At 62.6% G+C, this 13,127-nt stretch carries 16 protein-coding genes; 11 read left to right on the plus strand and 5 right to left on the minus strand.

What is annotated here, in order from left to right:
* Positions 1 to 88: 88 nt before the first annotated feature.
* The 3 genes from C5N93_RS11050 to C5N93_RS11060 all read left to right on the plus strand — a co-directional run bounded on the left by C5N93_RS11050 (position 89) and on the right by C5N93_RS11060 (position 2,396).
* Positions 89 to 517 (plus strand): VOC family protein, encoded by a 429-nt coding sequence (locus tag C5N93_RS11050; RefSeq protein ID WP_242559296.1) that lies wholly within the window; start codon positions 89 to 91, stop codon positions 515 to 517.
* A gap of 179 nt (positions 518 to 696) precedes the next feature.
* Positions 697 to 1,626 carry an ABC transporter ATP-binding protein gene (locus tag C5N93_RS11055; RefSeq protein WP_069344006.1) on the plus strand — a complete coding sequence of 310 codons (930 nt, stop codon included), beginning with the start codon at positions 697 to 699 and terminating at the stop codon, positions 1,624 to 1,626.
* 8 nt (positions 1,627 to 1,634) lie between these two features.
* On the plus strand, positions 1,635 to 2,396 hold the full coding sequence (locus tag C5N93_RS11060; RefSeq protein WP_069344005.1) for an ABC transporter permease: 762 nt from the start codon (positions 1,635 to 1,637) through the stop codon (positions 2,394 to 2,396).
* Positions 2,397 to 2,518: 122 nt separating this feature from the next.
* Here the strand turns inward: C5N93_RS11060 and C5N93_RS11065 are convergent, their stop codons facing one another.
* A complete protein-coding gene (locus C5N93_RS11065) occupies positions 2,519 to 3,133 on the minus strand; it encodes a glutathione S-transferase (RefSeq protein WP_242559297.1) in 615 nt (204 codons plus the stop codon).
* 95 nt (positions 3,134 to 3,228) lie between these two features.
* Between C5N93_RS11065 and C5N93_RS11070 the strand changes: the two genes are divergently transcribed.
* Entirely contained in the window at positions 3,229 to 3,918 is a 690-nt protein-coding gene (locus tag C5N93_RS11070; RefSeq protein WP_242559298.1) for a type 1 glutamine amidotransferase domain-containing protein, read from the plus strand.
* Positions 3,915 to 4,445: a GNAT family N-acetyltransferase gene (locus C5N93_RS11075; protein ID WP_242559299.1), complete on the plus strand. Its 531-nt coding sequence runs from the start codon at positions 3,915 to 3,917 to the stop codon at positions 4,443 to 4,445. Before C5N93_RS11070 ends, C5N93_RS11075 begins: the two co-directional genes overlap by 4 nt.
* A 115-nt stretch (positions 4,446 to 4,560) precedes the next feature.
* Here the strand turns inward: C5N93_RS11075 and C5N93_RS11080 are convergent, their stop codons facing one another.
* Positions 4,561 to 5,082: a DUF1993 domain-containing protein gene (locus tag C5N93_RS11080; RefSeq protein ID WP_242559300.1), complete on the minus strand. Its 522-nt coding sequence runs from the start codon at positions 5,080 to 5,082 to the stop codon at positions 4,561 to 4,563.
* Positions 5,083 to 5,283: 201 nt separating this feature from the next.
* Between C5N93_RS11080 and C5N93_RS11085 the strand changes: the two genes are divergently transcribed.
* Together C5N93_RS11085 and C5N93_RS11090 are read left to right on the plus strand one after the other, a co-directional pair.
* Complete coding sequence (locus C5N93_RS11085; protein WP_242559301.1) at positions 5,284 to 6,030, plus strand: hypothetical protein; 747 nt, start codon at positions 5,284 to 5,286, stop codon at positions 6,028 to 6,030.
* An 80-nt stretch (positions 6,031 to 6,110) separates the two neighbouring features.
* Complete coding sequence (locus C5N93_RS11090; protein WP_242559302.1) at positions 6,111 to 6,941, plus strand: hypothetical protein; 831 nt, start codon at positions 6,111 to 6,113, stop codon at positions 6,939 to 6,941.
* 854 nt (positions 6,942 to 7,795) lie between these two features.
* Here C5N93_RS11090 and C5N93_RS11095 read toward each other — a convergent pair.
* The gene (locus C5N93_RS11095) at positions 7,796 to 8,368 is read right to left on the minus strand and encodes a nitrogen fixation protein NifQ (RefSeq protein ID WP_242559303.1); all 573 of its coding nucleotides are present in this window, start codon (positions 8,366 to 8,368) and stop codon (positions 7,796 to 7,798) included.
* A gap of 122 nt (positions 8,369 to 8,490) precedes the next feature.
* Positions 8,491 to 8,916 carry a TOBE domain-containing protein gene (locus tag C5N93_RS11100; RefSeq protein ID WP_242559304.1) on the minus strand — a complete coding sequence of 142 codons (426 nt, stop codon included), beginning with the start codon at positions 8,914 to 8,916 and terminating at the stop codon, positions 8,491 to 8,493.
* 237 nt (positions 8,917 to 9,153) lie between these two features.
* Between C5N93_RS11100 and C5N93_RS11105 the strand changes: the two genes are divergently transcribed.
* The 4 genes from C5N93_RS11105 (at position 9,154) to C5N93_RS11120 (ending at position 11,904) form a co-directional block, all read left to right on the plus strand.
* Complete coding sequence (locus C5N93_RS11105) at positions 9,154 to 9,888, plus strand: YoaK family protein (RefSeq protein WP_242559305.1); 735 nt, start codon at positions 9,154 to 9,156, stop codon at positions 9,886 to 9,888.
* A 93-nt stretch (positions 9,889 to 9,981) separates the two neighbouring features.
* The gene (locus tag C5N93_RS11110) at positions 9,982 to 10,743 is read left to right on the plus strand and encodes a 3-oxoacyl-ACP reductase (protein WP_242559306.1); all 762 of its coding nucleotides are present in this window, start codon (positions 9,982 to 9,984) and stop codon (positions 10,741 to 10,743) included.
* A 186-nt stretch (positions 10,744 to 10,929) separates the two neighbouring features.
* Positions 10,930 to 11,448: a hypothetical protein gene (locus C5N93_RS11115; protein WP_069343995.1), complete on the plus strand. Its 519-nt coding sequence runs from the start codon at positions 10,930 to 10,932 to the stop codon at positions 11,446 to 11,448.
* A gap of 138 nt (positions 11,449 to 11,586) precedes the next feature.
* Entirely contained in the window at positions 11,587 to 11,904 is a 318-nt protein-coding gene (locus C5N93_RS11120; protein ID WP_069343994.1) for a hypothetical protein, read from the plus strand.
* Between the two features lie 135 nt (positions 11,905 to 12,039).
* On the opposite strand, the gene C5N93_RS11125 is transcribed toward C5N93_RS11120, so the two are convergent.
* Complete coding sequence (locus C5N93_RS11125; protein ID WP_242559307.1) at positions 12,040 to 12,996, minus strand: DMT family transporter; 957 nt, start codon at positions 12,994 to 12,996, stop codon at positions 12,040 to 12,042.
* Positions 12,997 to 13,127: the final 131 nt, after the last annotated feature.

Raw genomic sequence — 13,127 nt, forward strand, 5'->3', positions numbered from 1 at the left:
GTTGTTGAAGTACCGATGACGTTCGACCGATGACACTTCCCCGGGCACCCGAATGCCCGTTTATCGCAGACATATTGAGGAGCGCTCCATGCAAGTTCATTCCTATCTGTTTTTCGAAGGTCGTTGCGAAGAAGCCATGGATTTCTATGTGAAGACGCTGGGCGCGAAGCGCGGCATGGTGATGCGCTACGGCGACAGCCCGGAGCAGTGTCCCGAAGGCATGCTGCCGCCGGGCAGCGAGAACAAGATCATGCACGGTGAGTTCTCCATCGGCGAATCGATGGTGATGGCGTCCGACGGCATGGTGAGCGGTCAGCCGAAGTTCGACGGCTTCTCGCTGTCGGTGGACTTCACCGAAGTGGGCGCGGCCGAGAAGGCGTTCCACGCGCTGGCCGAGGGCGGCTCGGTCAACATGCCGCTGGGCGAGACGTTCTTCGCGAAAACGTTCGGCATGGTCAAGGACCGTTTCGGCATGAACTGGATGGTGATCGTGCCCAAGGAAATGCCGAAGGGTTAAGGCACTGGCTGAAGGGTGGGCATAAGGGTGACCGAATGGGTGACCGAATGCCCCGGCGGGTGTCGGATGAGATGGCTGGGTGTGCAGGATTGCACCTCTGTCGACGATTCCGTCACCCGCCTCTTTTTTCTGCCCGGCGTGTCCGACAAGTTCCTCGCGCCTGTGCTATCGTCGCCGCCATGCCATCCGTTATCTCAATCAAAAATCTGTCGAAGACGTACGCGACAGGGTTCCAGGCACTCAAGAACGTCAGCCTGGAAATCCAGCGCGGCGAGATCTTCGCCCTGCTCGGCCCGAACGGCGCCGGCAAAACGACCCTCATCAGCACCATCTGCGGCATCGTGCGTCCGACCTCGGGCACGGTCACCGTCGACGGTCACGACATCGTCACGGATTACCGTGCCGCGCGTGAAGCCATCGGCCTCGTGCCGCAGGAGCTGACCACGGATTCCTTCGAATCCGTGTGGGCCACCGTCTCCTTCTCGCGGGGTTTGTTCGGCAAACCGGCGAATCCGGCGCACATCGAAAAGGTGCTGCGCTCGCTATCGCTGTGGGAGAAGAAGGACAGCCGCATCATGCAGCTCTCGGGCGGCATGAAGCGTCGCGTGCTGATCGCCAAGGCGCTCTCGCACGAGCCGCGTGTGCTGTTCCTCGATGAGCCGACCGCCGGGGTGGACGTCGAGTTGCGACGCGACATGTGGCGCCTCGTGCAGTCGCTGCGCGAGACCGGCGTGACCGTGATCCTCACCACGCACTACATCGAAGAGGCCGAAGAAATGGCCGACCGCGTGGGCATCATTACCGGCGGGCAGATCACGCTCGTGCAGGAGAAGACCGAACTGATGCGGCACATGGGCAGCAAGCAGCTCTCGCTGCAACTGACCGAGCCGATCGCAGCCGTGCCCGAGGCCCTCGCCGGTTACGGTCTGGTGCTCGGCAACAACGGCACCGAACTCGTCTTCAGCTACGACGCCAATATCGAGCAGACGTCCATCGCCTCGCTGCTGCGCGACATGGAGCGCGCCGGCATTTCGGTGAAGGATCTGCACACGACGCAAAGCTCGCTCGAAGACATCTTCGTCTCGCTCGTGCATAAAAAAGAAGGATGAGCCGCGCCATGAATTTCTACGCCGTCAGGGCGATCTACAACTTCGAGATGGCCCGCACGCGTCGCACGCTGATGCAGAGCATCATCTCGCCGGTCATCTCGACCTCGCTGTACTTTGTGGTGTTCGGCGCGGCCATCGGCTCGCGCATTCCCGAAATCGAAGGCGTGCCGTACGGCGCGTTCATCGTGCCGGGCCTCATCATGCTCTCGCTGCTCACGCAGAGTGTGACGAACGCCTCGTTCGGCATCTACTTCCCACGTTTCACAGGCACGATCTACGAGGTGCTCTCCGCGCCCGTGTCCTACATGGAGATCGTGTGCGCCTACGTGGGGGCGGCGGCAACGAAGTCGATCATTCTCGGGGTCATCATGCTGGGCACGGCGGCGCTGTTCGTGCCGCTGCGCATCGAGCATCCGATCTGGATGATCTTCTTCCTCGTGCTCACCGCCGTGACGTTCAGCCTGCTCGGCTTCATCATCGGCATCTGGGCCGATGGCTTCGAGAAGCTGCAACTCGTGCCGTTGCTCATCATCACGCCGCTCACGTTCCTTGGCGGCAGCTTCTACTCGACGAGCATCCTGCCGCCGTTCTGGCGCGCCGTCACGCTGTTCAATCCGGTCGTGTATCTCATCAGCGGTTTCCGCTGGAGCTTCTACGGACTGGCGGATGTGAGCGTGGCGGTCAGTCTCGGCATGACGCTGCTGTTCCTCGCGATCTTCCTCGCGATCGTCGCGTGGATGTTCAAGACGGGCTATCGCCTCAAGAGCTGATCCCCTTAACTCACTTAACGTCCATCAGGCCCGCCCGGTATCCGGCGGGCTGTCCACACGATTCGCCGGATAGCACGATGTCCGGCGTCTCTCTGATCCCAGTCCTCCCAACGCTCACAACGTCAGATCGGCGGCGTTTCGCGAAACGCGGGCAATGCTTCGGCTTCCGCCGAGAACTTGGCAACCTCGGGAAACGCGCTGCCGAAATCGACTTCGGGCAGCATCATCTGGTGGAAGCGCCACGCTACGGCAATCGCGACACCGTGCTCGCCAATGCGATCCGGCGTGGCCTCGACCGGCACCTGCGCCAGTTCCTTTTCCAACCCCTGAAACGCCGCGTGAACCTGCGTGCGCACGCGGTCAGTCCACGGCGTGTGGCGCTTCTCGCTCGGACGCAGTTCGCGCTCGTAGACCAGTTGCACCGACTTCTCGCAGGCCGCCAGCGCAAGTCCCGTCAGTCGTAACGAACGCAACCGTGCCGCAGGTTCGGCCGGAACCAGCCGCAGCTCGGGATCGACCAGCGACTCGACGTACTGAAGAATCAGCGTGGAGTCCATGAGCACCGTGCCGTCATCAGCGACGAACGTGGGCGCTTTCACGACAGGATTGATGGCGGAAAACTCGTTGAACGTCCGGAAGACGGACAGTGAACGGTGCTCGAAGGGCAGCCCGAGCAGCTTCAGGCAAATCGCCGTGCGACGCACGTATGGGGAATCCAGCATTCCGATCAACTGCATGTCTCGCTCCCTGGCAAGGCGGTCACCGCCGGTTTCGTCGATCATACATGACGGGTAGAATGGGTCGCATGGCTGATTCGACAGGGAGATGCTTCATGAACATCCTGATGGTTCTGACCTCGCACGACCGCCTCGGCGACACGGGCAAGAAGACCGGCTTCTGGCTCGAAGAATTTGCCTCGCCGTATTACGTGTTCATCGACGAAGGGCTCGCGGTAACGCTCGCGTCGCCTGCCGGCGGACAGCCGCCGCTCGATCCCAAGAGCGACGAGCCCGATGCGCAGACCGACGCCACCCGACGCTTTCGCGACGACACCGATGCGCAACAAGCCCTCGCCAACACGCTGAAACTCGCCGACGTCAAAGCCGACGACTACGACGCCGTTTTCTACCCCGGCGGCCACGGCCCGCTCTGGGATCTCGCGCAGGACCCGCATTCCATCCACCTGATCGAAGCGTTCGAGCGGGCAGGCAAGCCGATCGGCTTCGTCTGCCACGCGCCGGGCGTGCTGCGTCAGGTGCGCGCGGCGAATGGCGAGCCACTGGTACGCGGGCGTCATGTGACCGGCTTCACCAACGACGAAGAGGCGGCCGTCGGACTCACCGACGTGGTGCCGTTCCTCGTCGAAGATGAATTGCGGCGTCTCGGCGGTCTCTACGAGAAGGCGGAGAACTGGGCATCGCACGTCGTCGGCGACGGTCGCCTCGTCACCGGGCAGAATCCGGCTTCGTCTGAAGAAGCCGCACGCACGGTGCTCGCCATGATGGAGCCTCGCCTGCCATGAGGACACTGGATGCAGCCGTCGATGTACGGCGCCTGGTGCCGGCCGATGCGCTGGCGTTCCAGGCGCTGCGGCTTGCGGGTTTGCAGGCACACCCGGAGGCGTTCGGATCGAGCTATGCGGAAGAGAGGGACTGGCCGGTCGAGCGCGTGCGCGAATGGCTGACGGTACGCCCTGACGCAGGTGTCTTCGGCGCGTTCGAGAACGAGCGGTTGGTCGGCGTGGTCGGGCTGGGCCGACAGGCGCGCCCGAACTTCGCTCACGTGGGTTTTCTCTGGGGCATGTACGTCGAAGCACAGGCCATGGGACGCGGTGTCGGACGCGCACTGATCGACGCGGCGCTCGCGCTGGCGCGCTCACAACCCGGACTGCGACACATCACGTTGCAGGTCAATGCCGACAATCGCGCGGCCATCGGGCTGTATCAGTCGTTCGGTTTCGTCGAGATCGGACGCGAGCCGGATGCCATGCGCGTGGGCAACGGCTATTGCGACGACATTCGCATGTATCTGCCGATTGCCACGCACTGAACGCGTGCAATCGGCGCAACGACGCCAGAATGAAAAGCGGGCGCGACGTCATTGTCGCGCCCGCTTTTTTGCATGGGTGCCGTGCCGACGATCCGCGCGTCGGATCGACGGATCGTCAGACCGGTTGCATCTCGAACGGTCCGAGGTAGTCCATCTTGCCGACTTCCACGCCTTGCGCACGCAGAATGTCGTGCGTGGTGGTCACGTGGAAATAGAAGTTCGGCAGCGCGAACTTGAAGAGGTAATCGACCGCGTCCATCGTCGTTTGCTGCGTCTTGAACTTCAGCGTGATCTGGCGCGACTCCGCCCCTTCGAAACGATCTTCGAGAATGCCTGCGATGAACGCTTCAGTGTTGGTGATGCGCTCGATCAATTGATCGAACGACGTTTCCGCGTCGTCGAACTTCGGCGACTCCACGCCCGTCAGACGCGCCACTGCGAACTTCGCCGTATCGCTCACGCGCTGGATCTGCGCGATGAAATCGAGCATGTCCGGTGCCAGCTTCGCCTTGAGGATCGTGTCCGGGTCGAGCGACTTGGCCGCGCAATGTTCGCGCGCCTTCTTGAGGTAATCGGCCATGACGGTCAGACCGCGGAGATAAACGGGGATGGTGGCGCGATAAAGGGTAATCGACATCGGGAGACTCCTCAAAATTGGCACAGCGCGTTGCGCGGGGGGCGCGCCGGGATTGTGCGAAAAAGACATGCTATCAGTGCACAAACTTTCTTGCCGTGCACCGGGCGATTCCTGAAATGCAGAAGCGCGTCGTGCAGCGAAAATTCTGTCAAGCGCGATCGCGCACCGCTTCTCGCCATCTCGAAACAAGGATACGCCTTCATGAGTTCGCTCCTGCCCATCGCACTGGAAGGTCATTTCACGCGCTCGCTGAGCAACGCCACCATTCAGCGCTGTACCAACGCCGCCAGCAAGAAGGACCTCAAGAATGTCTGGAGCGAGGTCAAGGATTTCGTTCTCGGCACGCACAAATGCGCAGCGGAAGCCGCGCTCTACGATCTGTCTCACGCGAAAACGACGCGCGAACAATTCGACGCCTTCAACGCCCTGACCTATTACGTCGAGCCCGGCGACCGGCACAAGCTGGCATGGAAACTCGACGTCAGCGAATTCCAGGGCTTTCAGATCGGCGAGCACCGATTTCCGGTACCGGACGATATCGGGGACTTCATGAAAGGCACCGTCCCCATGACGACGTCGGCGAGCTGTCGCCTGCTCAATACGCTCCACCTCAACGATCACCACGTCCTGTTGAGTTCGCAGCAATTTGGACTCGACCTGAGTCCGCTTTCCAATATCCCGACGGACAACGACCTGTACGGCGCCACGATGCGTCAGGTCCTCATCAAGGATTTCCAGACGCGGTTCAGCCATTTCCCCGCGCTGCTCGACACGCTTCAGGTCCTCGGTCTGGATCAGGACGACGCCAGCGGCCAGTTTGCGCTCGAAGTCATGCAGGAAACCGAGCACCAACTCGCACAGACCGGCCTCGGCTCGATTGCGGCAACGATGGCGGAGAACGCCGCGCATCTGGTGCGACTGGCCTCCGCCATGAAAGACGATCGATAAAGCGCAATTGCGATCAATAAAGATCGTCAGGCCGCAGCGATCGCCATCCTGCCGATCGACTCGCCGACACTTGTCGATTCATGAAATACCGCAGCGCCGGTCTGCGAGAGGCTTCAAGAAGGCCCCGCACCGGCGCACGCGCATCACGTTCAAGGTCCCCTTCGGGGCTGACTGATTATCCAGGCATGACCATTTCGATTTCCTCCCTTCTGCCGACCGGCACCTCCTCCCGCACCTTAAGCGCGGCAACCATCAAGCGATGCGCAAGTGTCCTTCACGCAGACGAACTCAACAGTTTCTGGGGCCGCGTGAAGGACTACTTTCTCGGCACGCACAACGAAGACGCCAAACGCGCCATCTTCCGGCTGGCCACAGCCGAAACTGCGAGGCAACAATGCAGCGCGTTCGCGCAACTGGCGGCCTGTATCGAGCCGGCGCAAAGCCATTTGCTGCGATGGAATCTGTCGGCCGACGACGCGCTCGACTTTCAGATCGGTGACCGTCGGTTCCCGATGAAAGGCGACGTGACCGAATTCATGCAACAGGCCGCACCCCTCAGTTTCGACGACAGTTGTCGTCTGTTGATCGCATTGAAGCTGAACGATCACGACGTGCTCAGTGAATCCGAACAATTCGGTCTGCCGCTGAACGTGCTGGCGCGACACCCCGACGATCCGGCTTACTCCAGCGTCTGCATCAGCGCGGCGATGGGGGTTCCCGCCCTGCTCGACGCCCTGCACGTCCTCGGGCTGGACAGCGCAGTCAACGACAGTCAGTTGGCGCTGGACGTTGCCAGCACCGTGCAACGCATGGTCCTCGAGCGTCGACACGACACCTATCTCGCGAACCGATGCTACCTGCACGCGCATCAACTGATGAACATCGCGGCGGCGATCAGAGACCGGGACTGAACGATTGAGACGTTACGCGCGCGACGTCACTTCGGCTCGCTGAGCGCGCGACAAATGGAGAGATGCAATCAATATGTCAGCTACGCCACTCAGCCTGATTGGCCACGGCCCCCGCAGCCTCGATGCCGAAACCATCAAAGCCTGCGCGACGGCCGGCAGCGATTCGGAGATCACGACCCTCTGGGGGCGCATCAAGGACTGGTTTTTCGGCACCCATAAAGTCGATGCCAAGCTCGCCATCTTTCAAATGGCGAACGCACAAACCGCCCATGAGCAGTTCAGCGCCTTCATCCGCTTGACGCGCTACGTCGAGCCGCAGCATTTCCATCAACTGCAATGGTGCGTCGACAAAGACAGTCACCTGTCCTTCAAGATCGGAGACCATGCGTTCGCGTCGAACGCACAATGGGCTTCCCAAATGCCGTTGATGCTGGATATGGAGGACATGTCGCGCCTCTTGCTGTCGCTGCGTTACGACGGGCACGACGTCGCCAACGCGTTCCGCGAAATCGGCGTGAAACGCCTGCATGAGGCGGCCGCATCTGCGGCTGCCAGCGGATCAGGTCCAGCGGTCGACATCAACGCGGACAGTCTGCTCACCATGCAGCAGCAATATCTGTGCGAGGCCCCCGCCCTGCTCGAAGCGCTCGAACTCATCGGGCTGCATCGCAACGACGGCGAGGGCGATATGGCCTATCGCCTCAGACAGACCATGGAGGCATTGAAGGAATCGACGTCGGTGGATCGCGACGATGACATGGCCGCGATCGTTGGCCGCAACGCGGAAAGTCTGATGTCCCTCGTGACCGCGCTGTTTCACGAGCGCGAGCGTGACAAGCGCGCGTCTCAGGCGGTCACTTTGCCGCAGGCTTCAGCACAACGACTTCACGCAAATGGGCATAACACTCCCCATACGCTTCGCATCCCGGGCAACCCGGTGCGGGTGCCGGCGCACGACCATACGCCTGCGCACACACTTGCGCCAGAAACCGCTTCCAGCGCAGGTTCTCCGCATTCTCAAGCACCAGCGACGGGAAGAAGTGAGTGAGCAGCGCCGTGACGTCGTCGCGGCCGGTCAGGCCGAGGTCACGCCACAGATGCTCGGGGCGCAGGCAAGCCGTCGCGAGAATCGTCGCCATATCGGCGGCGTCCATCGGGTGCAGGATGGGATCGGCGCGACGGCGCAGCATCTCCCGCATCTCGACGACGAACATCGCGTTCGACGCCCACGCGGGCGTCGGTAGCGCGGCAGCACAGGCTTGCCAGTGCTCGGAGACCGGTGAGAAATGGCGTCGCAGCAGTTGGGTCAGTGCGGCGCCCGAGAGCCCGAGGCGCGCCACGCGCTCGGGGGTCGCGTTCGCCATGAGCAACGTGGCGAACAGCGTGGCTTCCTGTCGCGTATGCGAAGGCACCAGATCGAGAGTCATCGTGCGAGGATCGAACCCGGGACGTCAGCCAATGCCGATTGACGTCGACTGACGTCCCGAATATTCGAATCGTGAAAATGCAGGGTAACGACGAAACAAGGACGAAATCGAGACGCCGTCGCTCACGCCACCGCGAGAATCACGCTCGACGCCTTGACCAGCGCAGCCGCCGCGCGGCCGGCGTTCAGGCCCAGACGCTTCGCGCTTTCGTTCGTCACGATGGCGGCGATGATGGCGCCGCTGTCGGCGGTGATTTCCACTTCGCTGTTCACCGCGCCCGTCTCGACGCGCGACACCTTGCCGGTAATCACGTTGCGCGTGGAGACCTTGCTTGCGTCGGCGTCGACCATCACGATCACGGACGATGCCTTGATCAGCGCCACCGCTTCGCTGCCTTCCTTCAACCCCAGATTCACGGTGCTCTCGTGCGTGATGACCGCCACGATTTCCTGACCGGCGTCGGTGCGCAGCGTGACTTCGTCGTTCACGGCGCCGCGTTGCAGCGCAATGACTTTACCGGTGAATTGATTGCGTGCGCTGGTTTTCATACTAAGTCTCCTGTCGATGAGCGTGACAGCCTTCACGCAGTGTGATGCGGCGACCCGTCGTCGCGCAGCACATCGATGTGGTGAAGGCAGGGTGGTGCAATAAGACGTTCGGACGGTAGATCGTCCCGTCGGCGTGTTGCAGTATAGCGGGTCCACGCGACGGGCGACGTCGCGAGCCGGTGATATGCTTCATCAGCCTGCGCACCGCCTCCGTCACATGCCGACACAGGAGTCTCCATGGGTACCTCTCGCCATATCCCCTCGCCGAGCGAAGCCGCCACCTTCGCCCGCACATGGGTCGGCCACTTCTCCAAACCGACCGCCATCGGCATGACACTCGCCTTCGTTGCCGGTTACATCGACGTGGTCGGCTTCATCGCGCTGTTCGGGCTGTTCACCGCGCACGTCACGGGCAACTTCGTGATGATCGGCGTGCAACTCGTGGCAAGCACCCACGTCGGCGTGCTTGCCAAGCTGCTGGCGCTGCCCGTGTTCGTCATCTTCGTCGCCATGGTCAAGCTCGTCGTGCAGGGCTTTGCCAATACCAACCGACGGCCGTTACGCTTGCTGCTCATCGTGCAGACGTTGCTGCTGCTGGGCTTCATGATCATCGGCATGATCGCGCAGCCGATCATCTCGGCCGATGCCCCGCTCGCCATTCTCTCGGGCATGTTCGGTGTGGCGGCCCTCGCCATCCAGAACGCCATCGGACGTCTGGTGCTCTCCGATCTCGCACCGACCACCATCATGACCGGCAACACCACACAGATCGTGATCGACATGGTCGAGCTGGCCAGTGGCAATTGCGGCGACGGCACCGCCGCAAAGGCTCGTCTTCGCAAGATGCTCCCTGCGCTGGCGGCGTTCGCCGTGGGCGCCATTCTCGGCGGCTTTGCGTATCACGGCACCGGCTTCTGGAGCGTGCTGTTGCCGATAGTGCTGCTCGTCGCGCTGGCGGCGGCTAACGAATAGCGGGGCCATTCATGCGATGATTCGTGCCGTGAATAGCGCAATGAGCTGCGCAACGAAGCGCAACGAAGCGCAACAACGTCAGGGAAGATCGTCATGAAGCTGGATTCGCAGTGGGTACTCGTCACCGGCGGGGCACGTGGGCTGGGCGCCGCGATTACGCGGGCCGTTGCGCGTGAGGGCGCGGGCGTGGTCATCAACTATCTGCGCAGCGATGTGGCTGCACGCACGTTGGCCGAGTCGCTTGGCGAGCGTGCCATCGCGTTGCAGGCGGATGTCACCGACGAGAAAGCCGTCGCCCGTCTTTTCGCCGAAGCCCGTGAGCGCATCGGCAGCCCGATCGTCTCGGTCGTGAACAACGCGCTGGCCGACTTCCGTTTCGATGGCGACGCGCGGCCCAAGCTCGCGGACATCTCGTGGTCGCGCTTCTCGCAGCAACTCGAAGGCGCCGTCAAGGGTGCGCTCAACACCATGCAGGCCGCATTGCCCGGCATGCGTGAAGCGGGCTTCGGCCGCATCGTGAACGTGGGCACTAACTTGTTCCAGAACCCCGTCGTGCCGTATCACGATTACACGACCGCCAAAGCCGCCCTGCTCGCGCTCACGCGCACCGCCTCCAACGATCTTGGCCCCGACGGCATCACCGTCAACATGGTCTCGGGCGGCCTGTTGCGCGTGACCGACGCCAGTTCGGCCACGCCGGAAGCGGTGTTCGACCTGATCGCGGGACTCACGCCGCTGCGCCGCGTCACCACGCCGGAGGAGTTCGCCGACGCGGTGCTGTATTTCCTCTCGCCGTGGGCTCGCGCCGTGACGGGGCAGAACCTGATCGTCGACGGCGGGCTGGTGAAAGGCTGAGTCCGGGAAGGTCGTCTTGTGGACGGCATCCTGCGCGTCAGGATGCCGATGTCTCTACGCAATGCGCTGAACGCGACCGCACATCCGCCGGACACGGTAAAATCGCGATCTTGGTAAGCGCACGCTTCGGTATTCGTCGAGGCCTGCCGCCCGCACCTTCTCATCCGCCCATCCCGAACGCCGACAGTGACCGCAACTTCCTCTCCCGCCGACCTCCCCACGACTGACGACACCGCCAATAGCACCGATGCCATCCACGAAGATCGCCTCTGGCGCGATGACGGATGGACGGCGAAGGTCGTCAAGAACGAGGAAGACGACGGCTGGGCCGTGGCCATGTTCAAGGATGGTGAGTCAGAGCCCGCACTAGTCGGCCCCTGGACGATGGGGCGAGACAAGAAGAATCCGAAACCGCTCGACGTCGGCGCCTTCCACACGCTGGTGAAAACGGCTGCCGAAGTGTTGCGACGTCACGAGCAGCAATTGCACGCGCAGTTGCACAAGCGAGTGAGCGTCGACGGGCCGGACGGCGATATCGACGTCACCCTGGACATCGTGCCCGACGACTACGATCCGTACGCCATGCTCAGCGCCATCGACCGGTTCGGCGAGACCATTGCGTCGGTGAAAGTGCCGCCGTCGTTCAAGCTCTCGCGTAACAGCGCCCGCGCGTGGGTGGAGAACGATTTTCAGCGGCCCCAGTGAGCGCTCGCTGACTCGACTTATCCCATCACTGCGGATACCGGGATAACCGACCGTCTGGCTGGCCTTTCTGACGATCTCTATGATGGTTTTCGCCCCTTCGCAGGCGACATCCCATCACATCCGACGTCAGGAGACCCCATGAAACGCTTTCACATCGCGCTCGCCGTGCGAGACCTCGATGCGTCCATCGCCGATTATTCCGTCCGTCTCGGGCAAGCGCCATCGGCCGTCGTGCCGGGCGCGTACGCCATGTGGCGCACCGATCTGCTGAATTTTTCGATCAATCTGTCGCCGTCGCGCGCCGGCGAGTTGCGGCACGTTGGCTTTGAGGACGACGATGCCCCCGAATATTCGAGCAGCACCGACTGTAATGGTCTGCTGTGGGAAGCCTTCTCCGCGGCGGAACAGGATCGCCGCATAGTGAGCACTTACGGGGTCGCGGTGCGCGACGTCTGAGGTCCGCCCCCCCTTCTCTCCCTGCCCTGATGGGCCCCAGTGTGCGCAGGCGCCCCCCGGCAACCTGCGCACACCACATACAACGCGGGGCTCGAAGCCGGCTTGCGCCGGCGTCGAATCCGGCGCAGGTCAGGATCAGGCAGGTACTTCGTCCGACTCGTCCGGCACGCCGCCGAAACCCGGCAGCGGGCGCTGCCACCGCTGCGCGATGAACACGCCGACGAGCGCCACACCCCCGCCGATCACGTGGAACATGTGCAGTTGCTCCCCCAGCAGCACCACGGCAATCGCGGCCGTCATCACCGGCAGCACATTGATGAACATGCTGCACCGGTTCGGCCCCAGATGCCGGATGCCCTGAATCCACAGGATCGGCAACACGATTGACGCGCCCAACCCCGCATACAGCACCAGCGGCACCGTCGCGGCGTTCAGTTGCGCCTGCCCGGCGGGCACCATCGCCAGCATCGGAATCATCGTGATGAGCGCCGCCCAGGCCTGCACGTACGTCGACTGAGCCGGGGGCACCGCGACATGCCAGCGACGCAGCAGCACGCTGTACAACCCATACGACGCCGACGCGATCAGCATCAGGATGTCGCCCAGATGCATGCCACCATCGAGCAACCGCGACGGATGCCCTTGACCGATCAGGTAGACGAGACCCGCGAGCGAGAGCAACCCGCCGACGAGCATGCCGAGCGTGGGCGGCTCGCGCAGCAGCACGGTGCTCCACAGCAGCGTGAGCAGCGGCGCGAGCGCCGTCACGATCGCCATGTTGGTCGCGGTCGTGCTGTGCGCTGCGAGATAAGACAGGCTCTGATAGAACGACATGCTCAGAAAGCCGAGGAAACCGAGCTTGGCGAGTTGCGGGCGCACGTGATGCCAGTTGCGCGCGAGCGGACGAATCACGAACGGCGTCATGACGGCTAGCGCCAGCACCAGCCGGTAGAACGTAATGGCCGACGGCGCAATGGTCGTGGCGGAAAGCTTTGAGACGATGACATTGCCGGCCCATAACAACATGGCGCCCAGCGGATACAGGAAGTACCCCATGACGAATTCCCACAGGTTTGATAAAGGAAGCGCCATCGTCAGGCATACCGCCACGGACCGTCTCACGCTAAAATCACGAAACCTGTCTTGAAAAGGACATCCCGTGTCGACCATCCGCCGGATTACCGATCCCCGCGTCACGCGTCATCTGCACTTCGAAAGTACGC

Origin of the sequence: Pandoraea sp. LA3 (assembly GCF_022696215.1) — a bacterium.
In the GTDB taxonomy this organism is placed as follows: domain Bacteria; phylum Pseudomonadota; class Gammaproteobacteria; order Burkholderiales; family Burkholderiaceae; genus Pandoraea; species Pandoraea capi.